The organism is Chryseobacterium sp. JK1 (assembly GCF_050632815.1).
In the GTDB taxonomy this organism is placed as follows: Bacteria; Bacteroidota; Bacteroidia; order Flavobacteriales; family Weeksellaceae; genus Chryseobacterium.
Genome location: NZ_JBODRU010000001.1, coordinates 481,365 through 500,559 on the forward strand (window position 1 = coordinate 481,365; position 19,195 = coordinate 500,559).

The following is a 19,195-nucleotide window of genomic DNA, read 5'->3' on the forward strand; positions in this document are numbered from 1 at the left end:
GACAGAAGATATCAGATGTCAGAAATTATGAATAAGGAAAGCTAAGGCTGAATGTTGAAGTCTGTCATCTGATATCTGAAATCTATTACTTAAAAAACATGTACAACAAAGGATTATATAGCGATTGGGTGCCCAAACCTGTACAGCTGCTGCTGATTGTATTGCTGCTTGCAGTAGTAATGCCGATTGGTGGAGTGTATACAGGAAATATAAGCCATTTGGTAAGTGGTACCGGAGCAATGACGGAATATTTTATGTGGGCAAATTATGCTACAACCATAGGGATGGGAGCCTGTATGCCTGTTGTTCTCAGAATTAAGATGAGATTTAAGGTAAGAGATAAAATGGTATTATTACTGGTGCTTTTAGGGTTGTTGAGCTATGTGAATGCAACCACGTTACAGCCGATGATCTTCGTATTCACTTCTTTATTGATTGGGTTTATGAAAATGATGGTAACCATAGAACTGTTTCTTCCACTGATGGTAATGATCGGAAACCGGGGAATGTTTTATGGAGTATTCTATACTTTTGTCTTGGCGATGAATCAGGTGGCGGCTTATTATGCGGCAGATTTTTCATTACTTTATAACTGGCAGCAGTTTTATATTTTTACCTCGGTTCTGTGTTTTATTTTGGCACTGATCCATTGGATTTTTATGCATGATAAATATTTTGCATTAAAAGTTCCCCTGCATTATATCGACTGGCTGAGCATTTTGCTTTTTATATCAACATTTATGTTTTCAGCCTATGTATATTCATTTGGACGACAACAGGACTGGTTGAATTCTAAAAATATCATCAATGCAAGTATTGCTGCCTTCGTGAGTTTTGCTCTGCTTGCCATTCGCCAGCTCACCTTAAAAAGACCTTATCTTTCCTTCAAAATATTTACCAAAAACAATGTGCAGCATGGGTTATTTATGTTGTTCTGGCTGGGAATGTTTTTAGGAACGGCTTCCATTCAGACGTCTTTTGCGGTAGGTGTACTGGGATATGATCAGGTTACAAATGCCGGACTTAATATCCTCATGATTCCCGGGATTATTATAGCCGGAATTATTGCCGTATTCTGGTTTAAAAAAGAAAAACCATTGAAGATGTATATTTTTTCAGGGTTTGCCGGAATGATTGGATATGCAGTTATTATGTATTTCTCTATGGTACTGGAATTCAGTTATGACAAGTGGTATCTGCCCATGTTCTTAAAGGGATACGGAATGTGTTCCCTGTTTATTTCCGTATGGTTTTATACGCTGGATAAACTTGAAATGGATGAAATGCTTGCAGCGATCGGATTGGTATTGGTTTGGAGAACATTTCTGGCTGTAGGTATTTTTTCAACCCTATATTCATGGTTTCAATATCGTTTCCAGATTACTGCTGTAGGAGATCTTGCGGTGTATATGGATGGAATGACGGTTACCCCTCAGAATGTAGCGGCGAACATGAAAGCCATCCAACTGAATGCTATCATTATCGCCACGAAAAAGATTTTCGGATATATCATTGTAGCCGGGTTGGGAGTTTTATTCTATGTAATCACCCATCATTTTGGAGCAAAAAGATTCCAGTATTTCAGATTTGTACGGGTATTGGGTGGCAAATCTGTGATTGCGAGAAGAAGACTTCGCGAAAGAAAAAAATTATTAGAAGAAATTAAAGACGCAGCTGGGCCTGTAGTATAAAAAATAACCTTGTTTTTACCAGTAAAATCCTGAACCTTATATGAAAGGTCGGGATTTTACGTTTTTTAAGAATGAGTGTTCTGGTGGTTCTTAAGATTATGCGGATAATTAGGTGTATTTTATTCCTTTTCTCTCTTTATCAGCAGTAAGTTTCATCAAACCAACTTGTTGATTCCTTTCTTTGCGCTCCTTATATATAAGACAATGAATATATTCCTTTGCGTCAAAAAAGCGGTTATTTTCTTCCAAATTAGCAAATCATGAAAGATTTCATATTTCACTATTTTTATTTAGAAATAATAAAAATTAAATTTGTAGAATTATAAAACTTTGATTAGAAATAATGAAAAAGCAGTATGCATTCATAGGTCTTTTGGCATCGGGAGTACTATTTTCCCAGACCGCTAAAGATTCTATAGTCTCCAAAGGTATTGATGATGTGGTAATTGTCGCTTCCAGAAAACCTACAAAGATTTCCGAAATTCCAGGAACCGTTTGGGTTGTTCAGAAAGAAAAAATTCAGGAACAGGCTAAAAGTGGAGTTCCCATTAAAGAAATGCTTTCTATTTTGATTCCAAGTATGGATATTGGTCCTCAGGGAAGAACCAATTACGGACAGAACATGAGAGGACGTTCGGCTTTGGTGATGATTGATGGAGTTTCATTGAACAGTATCCGGGCGATCAGCCGTCAGTTGGATGCTATTGATCCTTTTAACATAGAAAGAATTGAAGTCCTTTCCGGGGCCAGTTCCATCTATGGTGGAAATGCTACCGGAGGTATTATCAATATTATCACCAAATCTCCTTCCAAAAAAGGAATCAGCGGAGAAACTGAATTGGGAGTACGTACAGGTTTTATGGGGAAAGATGACCATGATTTCCGTGCAGCTCAATCTATAGCAGGAAAAGGCGAAAAGTTTTTCGGAAGATTAGGAATTGCTTATCAGCAGAACGGTGGAGTATATGGAGCAGATCAAAAGCAGCTTTTTACAGATATTACCCAAACCGATCTTCAGTACAACCAATCGATCGATATTTTGGCTACAGGAGGATATCAGTTTAATAATAAACATAAAATAACAGCTTCCCTTCAGTATTATAACTCTAAATTTAACGGTGATAAAAGTTTATTTTTAGGTGAAAATCTAAGTGCTTTTACAAAGAAAGATGCTTCATTGCTACAAATGAAGGATGGTTTTTCGTCTGACAAAAATGTTGGTACAGAAAGGTATATGGGAACTGTAGCCTATACAGGAAACGGAATCCTTGGTGGCCAGGATTTGTACGTACAGTTTGCTACCCGCGCTGAAAAACTAGGATTCTATCCATTTCCAGGAAATGTAACCTTAAAAAGTGGAAAAATTCCTTACATGTCTTCTTCCCAACAGGATACGTATTATTCCGGGATTAAAGCGTTATTGTCAAAATCATGGAGAGGTCTGAATGTGACTTATGGAGTAGATGTAGACTTTGAAAAATTTGAAGGAACTCAATCGGTTTATGATATTGCTAAGACAATGTCAAGTGGTGGACTGATCAATGAAACAAAATACAGCTTAGGAAGATATCCTACCAACCATTCTCAGAGTTATGCAGGATACGTTCAGGCAAAATATAACATCCTTCCCAAACTGCAACTGAATGCGGGAGTTCGTTATCAGAATATCACCGTTAAAATGGACGATTTTGTAGGTTCTGAACAGCAGACGCAGGTAGCTATGGGATACGGTAACTCAGCATCTGCAATACCTGGAGGTAAAAGCTCTTACAATATGACTTTAGCCAATGCAGGATTGTTGTACAAATTAAACGAGCAACAGCAGATTTGGGGAACTTTTTCTCAAGGAGTAAGTCTGGCTGACCCTGCTAAATTTTATGGAATAGGGTCTTATACTCTTAACGGAACCAATTGGGATGTTGTTTCAAGTATCAACGTAAAAGAACAGCCTTTGCAGGCTATTAAAACCAATCAGTTTGAGGTAGGATACCGTATCAATAGAGGAGGATTCCGAGCGCAGGCTGCCGGATTCTTGAGTAAGTCTGATAAAACGGTGACGGTAGATAAGAAGACTTTTCAGATTTTGGTAAACGATTTGAAACTGAGAAATATGGGAATCGAAGCTGAGGTTTCCTATTCTTTAAACAATGGTGTTTATTTCGGAGCGAGCGGATTGTTGATCAAATCTGAGGTTGATAATAAAGGAGAATGGCAGAAGCAGGAGATTTATAACGCTTCACCTTCCAAATTGGTAACCTATATTGGATATAATGTCCAAAACTGGTCATTCAGATTCCAGTCTCTGCAAAACTTCAAGCAGAAAGATGAGCTGAATAATGTGATTGAAGGATACAATACTTCAGATGTAATGATTGGCTACCGTTTCAATTGGGGTAAATTCAATTTGGGAATTCAAAACGTGTTCAATACAGATTATCAGACAATCTGGAGCAAGCGTTCTCAGGTGTTGTATTCTACTTATGGTCTTCCGGAATTGTTTAACTATAAAGGAAGAGGAAGAACATTCAACCTTTCTTATACTTTTGATTTTTAAAAATTAAAAGTACTATAAATTAAAAGTTGAGAGTTGGGAATGAGAAAATAGGAGAATGGATCACCAGATCTGTTTATTGCCTGTTTTCCCGTTTTCGGCTCTCAATTTATATTTTCATGAAAGTCGGGAACTGATAATTTTACGTGTTCTCCTTTCAATTTTCCATTGCTAAACCCCTATCTTTGCCATTATGAAAGATTTAATGGGCAGAGCGATCTGGGATTATTACCACAATGACAATCCTGAAGATCTGCAGACTGAAACGTCAATTTCTGAGCTGGATGAACTTCCGGTAGCGTATTTATTCAGAGATTTTGAAGAAATGAATGATATAGAGCAGAAAGCACTGCATTTATCTGAAGGGAAAGTTCTGGATATTGGAGCGGGGGCAGGTTCTCATTCTTTATACCTTCAAAACGAAAGAAACCTTGAGGTGACGGCTCTGGATATTTCCCCAAAATCTGTTGAAGTCTGCAAACTAAGAGGAATTAAAAAAGCAGTTTGTGAGAATATGCTTGATTTTTCCGGGGAAACATTTGATACCATTTTATTATTGATGAATGGCACCGGAGTTTTTGAAAAACTGGCTAAAATAGATACTTATCTTCAGAAACTACACACTTTATTGAACGATAATGGACAAATCCTGATCGACAGTACGGATATCCTTTATATGTTCGATCGTGATAAAGATGGCGGAGTATACATTCCTGCCGGAGGATATTACGGAGAACTGGAGTATGTAGTTCATTACAAAGGAGAATCTGAAGAACCCATCACCTGGCTGTACCTAGATTTCAATACTTTAAAAAATGCCGTCGAAAACAACGGGTTTACAATTGAAAGAGTGTTGAAAGATGAAGATTCTTATTTGGCGAAACTCACTAAGAAATAACCTGAAAACCATCCTTGGTCATTGGTAATCATCAAAGCCAACATGATTAAGGAGATAAGAATAGGGAAAATATACGAAGCTGCTCTGTAGGGCAGCTTTTTGGGGGTAAATAATACCCAGAATACAAACAGAATTACAGCGCCAGTTGCTCCCATTAGAAGTTCCGGGCTTTTTCTGTGGGTAAAAAAATGTTGAGAATTGTGCTCATACATAAAAGGAACTGCAAAATTCTGAATAGGGACAAAAATAAATCCAAAAACAAAAGTCAGAACAGCTGCTCCGTATTTTTTGAGTTTAAGAAAGTTTAAACCTAATAACAGCGAGCCAGGAATGGTCGTTAAAAGTAAACTGATAATCAATATAAGTTCTCGTGGAAATAACTTGACGGCATTAGGGTCTTCAGTAATATAATCCTGCCATATTTCTCTTTCTGCATTGAGTTTTGCCTCTTCTGCTTCTTTTTTACACTGAATCAGTTGTTGAATGGTCGATTTTTCCTGCTCATTGAAAATACGTCCTCTTTCTTCCAGAATTTCAAAAGCCATCTGAACAGCTTCCGGAACAAAGCGGTTGCCTTCTTTTAAATAAGCCTCCAATTCCTGATTAGAGAGTTTTCTTAAAACACTTTTATTAACCATAAGATGTATACAAAATAAAGGCTGCTTCTAGTGAAACAGCCTGTTATCTTTATCATGATGTTGATTATCCAATCTCAATACCATTTTCAACATTGCTGTCATCCGGTGTTACGAAAGATAATTTTCCGTCTGGTTTTGTTGTTAATAATAACATTCCCTGAGATTCAATTCCTCTGATTTTTCTTGGAGCAAGGTTCAGAAGGATCATTACCTGTTTCCCGATTACGTCCTCAGGAGAGAAACTTTCTGCAATACCAGAAACAACAGTTCTTACATCAACTCCTGTATCTACAGTAAGTTTTAATAATTTGTCTGCTTTTTCTACTTTTTCAGCTTCTATAATAGTAGCTGTTCTAAGGTCTATTTTAGTAAAGTCATCAAAAGTGATCTCTTCTTTCATAGGTTTTGCGTTAGGGTTTGTTTTTTTATTGTTTTGTTTGGTGTCTTCTAATTTCTGAATCTGAGCTTCAATAACATTATCTTCAATTTTGGAGAAAAGAAGTGATGATTCATTGATTTTATGCCCCGTTTCAATTAGTACGGATTGATTTTCAATAGTATTCCAGTCTTTCTTTTCAACGTTGAACATATTCAATAGTTTTTCCGAACTGAAAGGCATGAAAGGTTCACATAACTGAGCCAATGCTACAGCTATCTGCGCTCCAACAAATAAAGATTGAGCTGCTTTTTCCGGGTTATCTTTAATTGTTTTCCAAGGCTCTTCTGTCTGAAGATACTGGTTTCCAAAACGGGCAAGATTCATTAATGCCGTTAATGAATTTCTGAACTCATAATTTTCAAGGAATCCGGAAATTTCTTTTGCTGATTTACTTATTTCCTGCAATTCAGGACTGTTTACATCTCCTTGTGGAACTACACCATCATAATATTTATGAATAAGAACCGCAACTCTGTTGATGAAGTTTCCGAAGATACCTACCAATTCAGAATTATTCTTAGTCTGGAAATCCTTCCATGTGAAGTTGTTATCCTTTGTTTCCGGAGCAGATGAAAGAAGAGCATATCTTAATACATCTTGTTGTCCAGGGAAATCTTCTACATATTCATGAGCCCATACTGCCCAGTTTCTTGATGTTGAGATTTTATCATTCTCAAGGTTCAGGAATTCAAAAGCAGGAACATTAGCTGGCATAATATAATCTCCGTGCGCTTTCATCATTGATGGGAAAATAATACAGTGGAATACAATATTATCTTTACCAATAAAGTGTACCAGGTCACTGTTTTCACTTTGCCAGTAATCTTTCCAGTCTTTTCCGTTTTTCTCAGCCCATTCTTTCGTGAAAGAAATATAACCGATAGGAGCATCAAACCAAACATACAATACTTTTCCTTCTGCGTTCGGAAGAGGAACCGGAACACCCCAGTTAAGGTCTCTGGTCATTGCACGAGGCTTAAGACCGTCATTTAACCAAGATTTAACCTGTCCGTATACGTTAGTCTTCCAATCATCTTTATGACCTTCAATGATCCATTCATTTAAAAAGTCTTCGTATTCATTTAATGGAAGATACCAATTTTTTGTTTCTTTAAGGATAGGAACATTTCCGCTAAGCATTGATTTCGGATTAATCAATTCAGAAGGAGAAAGGGTAGAACCACATTTCTCACACTGGTCTCCGTAAGCATTTTCGTTACCACAATTAGGACAAGTTCCTACAATGTAACGGTCGGCAAGGAATTCTCCTGCCTGCTCATCAAAATACTGCTCAGAAATTTCTTCTGTGAATTTTCCTTTTTCGTATAAAACCTTAAAGAAATCCTGACTGGTTTCATAATGTTTTTTAGACGTTGTTCTTGAATATTCATCAAATGAAATCCCAAGGTCAGAAAAAGATTTTTTAATGATCTCGTGATATTTGTCCACGATATCCTGAGGCGTTACTCCTTCTTTTTTAGCTCTTATGGTAATAGGAATCCCGTGCTCATCCGAACCACAGATAAACGCTACATCTTTTCCTAATCTTCTCTGAAATCTTGCGTAAACATCCGCAGGAATATAAACACCTGCCAAATGTCCTATATGAACCGGACCGTTTGCATAAGGCAAAGCTGCCGTAATCATCTTTCTGTTTGACATTTATAGTAAAGTTTTAACCGCAAAGATAAGGATTATCTGCCGAATACTACTATTAGTAGATTTTTTATACTCCCAAAGGCTACTTGAGCGACTTGGAGATGAAATAAAGTTAAACAAATGTTTAACAAATTATTAAAACACAACACAATGTTATGCATTGCATACTATCGAATAAATTATTGTACTTTAAAGAACTAACTTTTTTTCGTTTCGTAATATACAGAATTTTAACTTAAATTATATTAAAATTATGATAATTCTAATTTTTTTTTAAATTGCACGCATGGCTAGGGGCCAAATTATGACTGAAAACGAAACTATAAAAATAAGATTGTGAAGAATTTTACAACAGTATTAAAAATCGCACCCGCTTTTTTACTGGCCAGCACAGTAATGCATGCGCAGAAAAAGGACTCTCTCCCTCAAGAGAAAAAAATTGAGGAAGTTGTACTGATTGGGTATGGTAAACAGAAGAAGACAGACCTTACAGGGTCGATATCTTCGGTTAGTTCCAAAGACTTTAATGGTGGAGCAGCTACTGCAGACCAATTAATAGTAGGAAAGACACCAGGGGTTCAGATAACTGGAAATAGTGGTGCTCCAGGAGCAGGTTCTACTATTAGGGTACGAGGAGGCTCTTCCTTTATAAATAATGACCCCTTAATTGTTATTGATGGTGTACCCATTGACTTTAATAGTTTAAGTGGTGCCACAAATCCATTATCATTAATTAACCCTAATGATATTGAAACTTTTGATATTCTAAAAGATGCTTCTTCAGCAGCTATTTATGGTAACAGAGCTTCGAATGGGGTAATTTTGATTACAACAAAGAAAGGAACTGCAGGTAAGTTTAAAGTGAATTTTAACACCAATTTTTCAGTTTCTACTAAAATGAACAATGTTGATGTTTTGAATGGAGATCAGTTTAGGCAATTTGTAAATACTTTTGGAACTTCATTACAGAAAAGTTATTTAGGAACTTCAAATACAAACTGGCAAGATTTAATTTATCAGCAAGCATGGGGAACAGACAATAATGTCTCTTTTTCTGGTGGCGTTAAAGGTCTTCCTTATCGAGTGTCTTTAGGATATAATGAACAAAATGGAATTGTAAGAACGAATGATTTTAAAAGAACATCTTTAGGATTAAACTTCTCTCCTAAGTTTTTTAATAATCATTTAACTGTTAATGGTAATTTCAAAGGAACTTTTACTGAAAATAGATTTCCTGATAAGGGCGCCATTGGAGCAGCTACATATTTTGATCCAACACAACCTGTATATTCTGGAAACTCTAACTATGGTGGATATTATGAATGGCTGGATCCTCAAAATCATGCAACAGGTCTGAATGTAAATGGTACTAGAAACCCACTAGGTTTATTATATGGTAAAAGAGATCTTTCTTCTGTTTTTAGAGTTATCCCAAGTTTACAATTGGATTATAAATTCCACTTTTTACCTGATTTAAGATTAAATGTTACAGGATCTTACGATTATGCTAAAAGCGATGGATCGGTAAATGTATCTAAGGATTATGCTCAAGGAATCGGAAGTTTAGGTTCTTATCGTTCCTATTCTCAGGAAATCAAAAGTAAATTATTTGAATCTTATTTAAATTACGTAAAAAAGATTGAGGCTATTAATACTAATGTAGATGTTATTGCTGGGTATTCTTATCAAGATACTCATTCAATAACACCGGAAGCTCCAACTTATTATGGTAATCAGAAAACAGATTTTTCTACGCCAGGTGATACACAAAGAACATTGGTGTCATTCTATGCTAGAGGTATTTTTACGATTGCTAACAGATACGTTATTAATGGATCGATAAGAAGAGATGGATCTTCTACATTCTGGAACGGAACAGACAGAAATAACCTTTGGGGGAATTTCCCGGCGGTGTCAGTTGCCTGGAAGATTAACGAAGAGAGCTTCCTTAAAAATATTTCAAGTATAAATTCCTTAAAAATAAGAGCAGGATGGGGTAAAACAGGACAACAGGAAACGGGTAATTTTTATCCGGCTTTTGGTTCTTATTCATATAGTAATAGTAGTACTGCTCAGTATCAACTTGGAAATAGTTTTTATACTTTGCTTCGTCCTGATGTCTATAATCCAAATCTGGTTTGGGAAACAACAACAACCAAAAACTTGGGATTAGATTTTGAAATTCTTAACAGTAGAATTAGTGGATCAATAGATTATTTTGACAAGAAATCTGAAAATTTGATAGCGAAAGTTCCAACCTGGGCTGGAGATTTAAATAACTTTAATATTAAAAATGTTGGAATTATATCCAACAAAGGTTTTGAAGCGAACCTGAATATTATTCCGATTAAAAATCAAAATTTAACTTGGGATGTTAATTTTAATGCAACCAAATTTAATCCTAAAGTTACAAGCCTTTCACAATATGTAGATTCTGCCTATAAAATTCCTGCGGGAAGCATTTCTGGAATCAATAACTATATTCAGGCAATTACAGTAGGCCAACCATTGAATGCTTTTTATGTTTATCAACAAGTTTATGATGCTAACGGAAAACCATTAGATGGTGCTTATATTGACAGAAATGGAGATGGAAAGATAACTGAAGATGATAAATATTTTTACAAGTCGCCTACACCCGATATTATTTTAGGATTTTCTACAAAGGTGAGATTTAAGAAATGGGAGATTGGAACAGCTCTAAGAGCTGTGTTGGGTAATTATGTATACAATAACTCTGCATCTAACAGTTCAATAGCAAATATTCAAGCCAATAATTTCTTAAGCAATACCAATTCAAGTGTTTTGAATACTCAATTTGCTACTACACAACTATTCTCGGATATGTTTATTGAAGATGCATCGTTCCTAAGAATGGATAATCTTACAGTTGGTTATAATGCCGGTGAATTAATAGGAAAGGGAACTAATTTAAGAATTAACGCTATGGCTCAGAATGTATTTGTCATTACAAAGTACAAAGGTGTAGATCCTGAAGTTTTTGGTGGAATTGATAATGGATTTTATCAAAGACCTAAAGTTTATTCAGTAGGGTTTAACTTTCAATTTTAATCTATTATGAAAAATAAATATTTATATAAAAAACTAATTATTGGGTCAATTACATTGTCTACTTTAATTTCGATAGGATCTTGTACTCGAGATCTTGAAAGAGAACCAACTTTAGGGTTAACCTCTACAGTATTATACAAAGACTTTAGTAACTATAAACCTGCTTTAGCGAAAATCTATGCAGGCTTGGCAATTGGTGGACAGGGAGATGAGAATAATGGTGATGGAAATACAGACATCGGAGGTATTGATGGAGGGTTTTCCAATTATCTTCGTCAAATGTACAGCATGCAGGTTTTAACAACCGATGAAGCTGTTATTGCCTGGAGTGATGCAGGTCTTCCGGAAATGCATAATATGACCTGGAACTCTTCAAATCCATTTGTTGCTGCTATTTATTACAGGATATATAATGTTATTGCAGTAAGTAATGAGTTTATCAAAAATACAACCGATGAAAAATTAGCAACCAATGGAATTTCAGGAAGCAATCTTACTGAAGCAAAATATATGAATGCAGAAGCTAGATTTTTGAGAGCTCAATCTTATTATCATGCTTTAGACTTATTTGGAAATGTTCCATTTGTACTGGAAACTACTGATGTTATTAATAATCCACCACCAAGAATTACAAGAACTGAACTATTCAAATTTGTAGAAACAGAATTGTTGGCTTGTGCTAATGACTTAAAGGATGCTAGAACTAATGAATATGGTAGAGCAGATAAAGCTGCAGCATGGGCTTTATTAGCAAGATTATATCTCAATGCAAAAGTTTATACTGGTACAGAAAGAAATACAGATTGTATTACTTATTGTAACAAAATAATTAACACAGGGTATGCTTTAAAATCAAATTATGGGTCATTATTTATGGCAGATAACAATTTGAATAATCCGGAAGTAATTTTATCTGTAAATTATGATGGTATGCGTACAAAAACCTATGGAGGTTCAACTTTTATGGTACATGCTGCTATTGGTGGATCTATGCCTGCTGCACAATTTGGAGTTAATGGAGGTTGGGGAGGAATAAGAACAACAAAATCTTTTGTTAACTTATTCAATGGAAACCCAAGTGATCAGAGAGGTAATTTTTATACAAATGGACAGAATCTGGAGATTAATGATATAACTGCATTTACTGATGGATATGCCTTCGTTAAATATAAGAATATAAAATATGCGGATAACACTCAGGGCTCAGATCCTACAGGTACTTTTGTAGATGCAGATATTCCTCTTTACCGTTTAGCTGATATTTATTTAATGTATGGTGAAGCGGTGTCCAGAGGTGGTTCGGGAGGTAGTATTGGTACAGCTCTTGGCTATGTAAACTCTTTAAGAACAAGAGCTGGAGGAAATCAGGTGACATCCGTGAACACAGATTTTTTCTTAGATGAAAGAGCTAGAGAAATGTCTTGGGAAGCAACCAGAAGAACAGATCTTATTCGTTATGGAAAGTTTACTTCAAGTTCTTATGTATGGCCATGGAAAGGAGGTGTAAAAGAAGGTAAAGGTGTAGATGAATATAGAAACCTCTTCCCAATACCAGCTAATGATATTGTAGCTAATCCTAATTTGGTTCAAAATCCTGGATACTAATTTTTAAACAAAATCTAAAAATGAAACATTTCTTTAAAATATTAGCAATAGCATTCATTGGAATTTTTATCATTTCATGTGAAAAAGACGAGGATCAGGCTGTTATTACTGAAACAATAAAAAGTAAGATTACACCGGATAAGACAACTATTGTTTTAGATAAGGCGAATCCCGATAATGTAGCTCTGAATATCACTTGGAATAAATCAACCTTTAATATACCTGTAGTTTATACACAACAAATACAGTTTGGAATCAAAGGCAAAAATTTTAAGGATGCCTCTACTACAGAAGTGACAACTTCACCACTAGCCTATACTAATAAACAGCTTAATAATATAGCGCTGAGCTTAGGGGCAGCTACCAATGTAGCAGCTGAGATTGAAGTTAGAATAAGAACTTTGGTTGGGGCGGCGCCTTTTTATTCTGCTGTTACAACTTTAGTAGTAACTCCATATCTTTTAGGACCTACTTATAACTATACAGATCTATATTTAATTGGTGATGCTACATCAGCCGGCTGGGATAATTTGGCAACGAATACCAAATTTAGTCCATTGCAAAAAACAGCTACAGCTGGAGTGTACTCTTTTACAGGGTATTTTGCAAAAGGAGGATTTAAATTGATTAAAACTCCAGGTTCTTGGGATAATCAATATGGCTTGGGTGGTTCTGCTGGAACTTTAAGTGCAAGTGGTACTTCGGGAAATATTTCTGTATCGGCAGCAGGATATTATAAATTAACAATTGATACCAATGCTTTAACCTATACTTTTAATGCGATACCGGCTCCAACAGTTACTTATACTACAATTTCAATGATAGGAACAGCATCCGGAGATTGGAGTACTGACGTAGATCTTCAAAAGTCCACTTTTGACCCTCATATTTGGGTGAAGAAAAATGCGGCAATGAGTTCAGGAGAATTCAAGTTCAGAGCAAATCATGATTGGGGAACAAACTGGGGGAAAGCTCAGGAGTTTTTTGGAGTGGCAGAGCTTGGTGGAGGAAATATTCCAGTAAGTGAAACCTTTAAATATGATGTGTATTTCAATGATATTACCGCAGAATATTCTCTAATTCCGGTATTTTAAAAACAATAAAAATCAAATTTAAAATAAAGCAAAGTGCTGCTTTACTGCGGTACTTTGATATTTTAAGTTAATAAATAGTCATTATGAAGAAAATTACAGTTGGAGCGTTATTGCTCTCAATGATGTTTGTAGGTGTGAAAGCACAATCTTTAAAATCTCCGGACGGGAAGTTCGAAATGAATTTCCAGCTGAAAGAAGGAGTACCTTACTATAACCTGAAATACAACGGGGGAGTAGTGGTTGAAGATTCTAAATTGGGATTGAGATTATTTAAAGACACCGCCATAAAATTCGCTTCCGAAATTGCCAAACCGGAAGATGCAAAATATGACCTTAACAATGGTTTTGCAAAGGTAGATGAAAAAAGAGACTCTAAAAACGAGACCTGGCAGCCGGTTCTTGGAGAAAAGAAAAATTATATCAACAATTACAATGAATTGGCGGTTACGCTGAACCAGGCTTCTACAGACAGAAGTATCGTAGTAAAATTCAGACTGTTCAATGACGGTCTTGGATTCAGATACGAATTCCCACAACAAAAGAACCTCAATTATTTCGTCATCAGAGAAGAAGATTCTGAAATTGATTTCCCAACCGATATGAAAGCTTGGTGGATTGTTGCAGATTATGACTCTCAGGAATATCAGTATCAGGAAACAAAAGTTTCTGAAATTCCGTCGCAGTGGGACAAAGCATATGATGCTAATGCCTCTCAGACGTTGGTGAAAAATGCAGTTCAGTCTCCATTGATGCTGAAAAAAGAAGGAAAATCACCTTTATATATCAACGTAGCGGAAGCAGCTGTGCTGGATTATCCTGCTTCACATCTGGAAGTAGATGCAGCGAACTTTAAGTTCAAAACACACCTTACAGCAGACAGACAGGGAGCAAAAGGATATATTCAGACACCGTCAGTAACCCCTTGGAGAACCATTATTGTCGCTCCAAAAGCAGAAGAAGTGATGGATTCTAAAATGATTTTCAACCTGAACGAACCTACAAAATATACAGATACCTCTTACATTCACCCAACAAAATACATGGGAGTTTGGTGGGAGATGATCATCGGTAAATCTCAGTGGGCGTATTCTACAGCAGAAAATGTTCATCTGGGTAAGACAGACTTTAGTAAGTTGACTCCAAATGGAAAACATGCGGCTAACAATACAAAAGTTAAAGAATATATCGACTTTGCAGCAGAAAACGGATTTCAGGGATTATTGATTGAAGGCTGGAACATTGGTTGGGAAGACTGGTTTGGTCATTCCAAAGAATTTGTTTTTGATTTCGTTACGCCTTACCCGGATTTCGATATCAAAATGTTGAACGACTATGCTCATTCAAAAGGAATTAAGCTGATTATGCACCATGAAACTTCAGGTTCTGCAACGAACTACGAAAGATGGGCAGACAAAGCTTTCCAGACCATGAATAAATATGGATATGATGCCGTAAAAACAGGATATGTAGGAGACATCATTCCTAGAGGAGAACATCACTACTCTCAATGGACGATCAATCACTTTTACAGAATTGCTGAAAAGGCAAACGATTATAAGATCATGGTAAATTCTCACGAATCTGTGCGTCCTACAGGAGAAAGCCGTACATATCCGAACTACATTTCTGCAGAAGCTGCCCGCGGAACGGAATATGAAGCATTTGGAGGAAACAAGCCCGACCATCAGACGGTTCTTCCATTTACAAGATGGATGGGAGGTTCTATGGATTATACTCCGGGAATTTTCCAGACAAAACTGGATTATTATTTCCCAGGAGATACCCGTTTCGTAAAAACTACTTTGGCGAAGCAGCTTGCTCTATATGTAACCATGTACATGCCGCTTCAGATGGCAGCAGACCTTCCTGAAAACTACAAAAAACATATGGATGCATTCCAGTTTATCAAAGATGTAGCAGCAGATTGGGATGATACTAAAATTTTATCTGCAGAACCGGGAGATTATGTGATTACAGCCAGAAAAGCAAAAGGAACAGAAAATTGGTTCGTAGGAGGTATTACCGATGAAAACAAACGTGATTACACGGTAGATTTCTCATTCCTGGATAAAGGAAAGAAATATGAGGCAACGATTTACGAAGATGGAAAAGATGCAGACTACATCAACAATCCTCAAAGCTATAATATCTACAAGAAAGAGATTACAAGCAAATCGAAAATTAATTTTAAAATGGTAAGAAGTGGAGGTTTCGCAGTCTCTATCAAACCAGTAAAATAATTTGAAGATACACTAAGGTGCCCCGGCTCATTGGATTTTTCCATGGCCGGGGTATTTTTTTATAATAAAGTGAAAAGTAAAGAGATCGGAGGCTTGAAAAAAAAGGGAATGATCCAAATTATGATTACTGTAAGCTGTTTTGTAGAATAAAATTAGCCTTTTAATAAAATAGAAAAACAAGAGACGGAAAGTTACTTTATTCATAAAGAACAACTTTTCGTCTCTTGTTTTATAATCATCATCATGTGAAATGATGTATTTACTTATCCTCTGTTTGTTGGCTGAGTTGTGAATACTGATACTCCGGTTCTTGTACCTGCTTTTTTATTTTCGCAGCAGTGCCATTTTTGATCTTTTCTTTATATTCCTTCTGGAACTGCTTTACCGTTTTTCCGGTACCGTCATGTCTCCATCCCGGTGAGTAAAAAAGATACTGCAATCGAGTTTTAAAAGAAATTCCCGGCTGCCTGATATCTTTACCTATTCTTCGCCATTCATAGAATAGAGTCGTTGCCGGATCTTTAGATTCCATCTTAGGATAGATACCATATTTAACAGGAACTTCAGGATCTTCTTTTTCAAAGGTTCCAAAAATTTTATCCCATATAATTAATCCCATGCCCATATTACGGTCCAGGTATTTGATATTACAGGCATGATGAACTCTGTGATGAGACGGCGTAACCAGAATATATTCCAGAAAGCCCATGCTTTTAATAGACTGAGTATGTACAAACGTTCCGTAGATCTGTATAGAAGAATACGCTACCAGAATATGCCACGGATGAAAGCCCATGAAAGCTAAGGGAGAGAAAAACAGATATCGGTATAATGGCTGGAAGACAGGACTTCTGAATCCGGTACTGATATTGAAATAGTCAGAATTATGATGGGTGATGTGCACTGCCCAGAAAACCCTGGAGTGATGATCTACATAGTGATGAACATAATAGGCAAAGTCCTGAGCTAGAAATACAGCAATCCAATACCATATTCCTTCCTGCCAGTCGAAAATACGATGCTGATAGAAAAACATCATGACAAACAGAGAAAAGCCCTTCATAACAATGTCTAATCCATAATTGAGTAGGGCGAAAAGAACATTTGTTGCTACATCTTTAGTTTCATAAATCTTCTCTTTATTAAAATGACTGTAAGCCATTTCTATAAAAATGATAGCCGCAAACACAGGAATGGTCCATGTGTAAACAACATCTGGCCCTTCTGTTTTGAACATACTGCTGAAATCAAACATTTTTTCTGTAAAGCTAAAAATAAAACATATAAAAAACGGCTTTTTTGCATGAATTATTTGTGACTGGGCGCATAATCTTTAGAAAAATAAAAATAAGAGCTTAAAATGTTAAAATTTTAAAGGAAATGTGACAAAAAAACAGATGTTTCAATACTCCATTTGAAAATTTAATGCTAAATTGAACACTAATATGAAGACAATATATGCCGCATTAGCCCTTTCTATAGCTTCTGCCGCTTTTTCCCAAAAAACGTTGGAAAGAGTAGAGCCTGCTTTCTGGTGGAAAGGAATGAAAAACCCCGAACTTCAGATTCTTGTATATGGTAAAGGAATCGCAAATAATGAGGTTACCCTTTCAGATGGTATCAAGATTAAAGATATCCAAAAGGTTGAAAATCCTAATTATCTTTTTATTACCGTAAATACTAACGAAATAAACGTTCCAAAATTTACCATTAATATTAAAAAAGATAAAAAGAATCTTGGATCTTATCCTTACGAACTGAAACAGCGTACTCCCGAATCTGCGAACCGTGAATCCTATACATCAAAAGATGTCATGTACCTGATTATGCCCGATCGCTTTGCTAACGGAGATGAAAAGAATGATTCCAGACCGGAGCTTACAGAGAAGGCCGACCGCAGTTTACCGAATGGCAGACATGGAGGAGATCTGAAAGGTATCATCAACAATATTGATTATATACAGAAACTGGGAGCTACCACTGTTTGGCTGACTCCGGTAAACGAAGATAACGAGAAAGTATACTCCTATCATGGGTATGCACAAACCGATCTTTACAAAATTGATGGCCGCTACGGAACCAACGAAGATTACAAAACACTGTCCCAGGAATTGAATAAGAGAAATATGAAACTGGTGATGGATTACGTGACCAATCATTGGGGAATTTCTCATTGGATGATGAAAGATCTTCCCACCAAAGACTGGATCCACTGGTTCAGTGATGGAGAAAAAGGTTTCAAAAGATCCAATTACAAAATAACCTCTCAATTCGATACCAACGCATCTGAAATAGATAAAAAATATGCTCTGGACGGATGGTTTGATACTACAATGCCCGATATTAACCAGAAAAACCCTTTGGTGCTGAAATATCTGACCCAAAATGCAATTTGGTGGATAGAATATGCGGAATTAGGAGGTTTCCGTGTGGATACTTATCCTTATAACGATAAAGAAGCGATGGCTAAATGGGCCAAAGCTATTACAGACGAATATCCCAAATTCAATATCGTTGGAGAAACATGGCTTTCTACTGCCGGACATATTTCAGCGTGGCAGAAAAATTCCAAAACAGGAGAAGCGGCAGGATACAACTCCAATTTACCTTCGGTGATGGATTTCGTATTATTTAGCGAAATGCCCAAAGCCTTTAACGAAAAAGAAAGTTGGAATACAGGAATCAATCGGATTTATGATTCATTTACCAGCGATTTCCTTTATCCTGATGTCAACAATCTGCTGGTTTTCTTCGAAAATCACGATACGGAAAGATGGAACGAGATCTTTAAGGCAGATCCCAAAGCCTATAAACTGGGATTGACTCTTATTTCAACCGTTCGCGGAATACCACAAATCTATTATGGTTCAGAAATAGGAATGCGGGGAGATAAGCAGAAAGGCGGGGACGCAGATATTCGTAGAGATTTTCCGGGTGGCTGGAAATCTGATCCGCAAAATGCATTCAATATATCTTCTCAAACTGTTGAACAAAAAGAGTTTTTCCAATTCACGCAAAAACTTCTGAACTGGAGGAAAGGGAAAGAGGTTATTCATACCGGGAAAACGAAAAATTTTGTTCCGCAAAATGGCGTTTTTACCTACTTTAGATACAATGATAAAGAAAGCGTAATGGTGATGATTAACAATAATGAAAAAGATCAGACGTTAGATCTGAAGTACTTTGAAGAATCACTTCACAATTTTACAAAAGGAAAAGATGTTATTTCAGGAAAAGAATTTACATTGCAGAATAATATAACCATACCAGCGAAAACTTCATTAATTATTGAACTTGAGAAATAATTT

The 19,195-nt window shown here is 36.2% G+C and carries 11 protein-coding genes; 8 read left to right on the forward strand and 3 right to left on the reverse strand.

Annotated elements, in window-relative coordinates; translation table 11 throughout:
• Positions 1-98: 98 nt before the first annotated feature.
• The 3 genes from ACQ76T_RS02240 to ACQ76T_RS02250 all read left to right on the forward strand — a co-directional run bounded on the left by ACQ76T_RS02240 (position 99) and on the right by ACQ76T_RS02250 (position 5,140).
• Positions 99-1,691, forward strand: a complete 1,593-nt coding sequence (locus ACQ76T_RS02240; RefSeq protein ID WP_431341725.1) for an MFS transporter — start codon at positions 99-101, stop codon at positions 1,689-1,691.
• Positions 1,692-2,034: 343 nt separating this feature from the next.
• Positions 2,035-4,245 (forward strand): TonB-dependent receptor, encoded by a 2,211-nt coding sequence (locus tag ACQ76T_RS02245; protein ID WP_431341726.1) that lies wholly within the window; start codon positions 2,035-2,037, stop codon positions 4,243-4,245.
• Positions 4,246-4,435: 190 nt separating this feature from the next.
• Positions 4,436-5,140, forward strand: coding sequence for a class I SAM-dependent methyltransferase (locus tag ACQ76T_RS02250; protein WP_431341727.1), 705 nt, complete (start codon positions 4,436-4,438; stop codon positions 5,138-5,140).
• On the opposite strand, the gene ACQ76T_RS02255 is transcribed toward ACQ76T_RS02250, so the two are convergent.
• Entirely contained in the window at positions 5,113-5,778 is a 666-nt protein-coding gene (locus ACQ76T_RS02255; protein WP_431341728.1) for a hypothetical protein, read from the reverse strand. The two genes, ACQ76T_RS02250 and ACQ76T_RS02255, sit on opposite strands and share 28 nt — an antisense overlap.
• Before the next feature lie 64 nt (positions 5,779-5,842).
• Positions 5,843-7,879 carry a methionine--tRNA ligase gene (metG, locus tag ACQ76T_RS02260; RefSeq protein WP_431341729.1) on the reverse strand — a complete coding sequence of 679 codons (2,037 nt, stop codon included), beginning with the start codon at positions 7,877-7,879 and terminating at the stop codon, positions 5,843-5,845.
• Between the two features lie 333 nt (positions 7,880-8,212).
• On the opposite strand from metG, the gene ACQ76T_RS02265 reads away from it, so the two are divergent.
• The 4 genes from ACQ76T_RS02265 (at position 8,213) to ACQ76T_RS02280 (ending at position 15,887) form a co-directional block, all read left to right on the forward strand.
• A complete protein-coding gene (locus tag ACQ76T_RS02265; RefSeq protein ID WP_431341730.1) occupies positions 8,213-10,948 on the forward strand; it encodes a SusC/RagA family TonB-linked outer membrane protein in 2,736 nt (911 codons plus the stop codon).
• 6 nt (positions 10,949-10,954) lie between these two features.
• Positions 10,955-12,553, forward strand: a complete 1,599-nt coding sequence (locus ACQ76T_RS02270) for a RagB/SusD family nutrient uptake outer membrane protein (protein ID WP_431341731.1) — start codon at positions 10,955-10,957, stop codon at positions 12,551-12,553.
• 20 nt (positions 12,554-12,573) lie between these two features.
• Positions 12,574-13,647: a SusF/SusE family outer membrane protein gene (locus ACQ76T_RS02275; RefSeq protein ID WP_431341732.1), complete on the forward strand. Its 1,074-nt coding sequence runs from the start codon at positions 12,574-12,576 to the stop codon at positions 13,645-13,647.
• Between the two features lie 83 nt (positions 13,648-13,730).
• A complete protein-coding gene (locus ACQ76T_RS02280; protein WP_431341733.1) occupies positions 13,731-15,887 on the forward strand; it encodes a glycoside hydrolase family 97 protein in 2,157 nt (718 codons plus the stop codon).
• A gap of 259 nt (positions 15,888-16,146) precedes the next feature.
• Here the strand turns inward: ACQ76T_RS02280 and ACQ76T_RS02285 are convergent, their stop codons facing one another.
• Positions 16,147-17,142, reverse strand: a complete 996-nt coding sequence (locus tag ACQ76T_RS02285; RefSeq protein ID WP_431341734.1) for a sterol desaturase family protein — start codon at positions 17,140-17,142, stop codon at positions 16,147-16,149.
• A gap of 190 nt (positions 17,143-17,332) precedes the next feature.
• Here ACQ76T_RS02285 and ACQ76T_RS02290 point away from each other — a divergent pair, with 190 nt between their 5' ends.
• The gene (locus tag ACQ76T_RS02290) at positions 17,333-19,192 is read left to right on the forward strand and encodes a glycoside hydrolase family 13 protein (RefSeq protein ID WP_431341735.1); all 1,860 of its coding nucleotides are present in this window, start codon (positions 17,333-17,335) and stop codon (positions 19,190-19,192) included.
• The last annotated feature ends 3 nt before the right edge of the window (positions 19,193-19,195 follow it).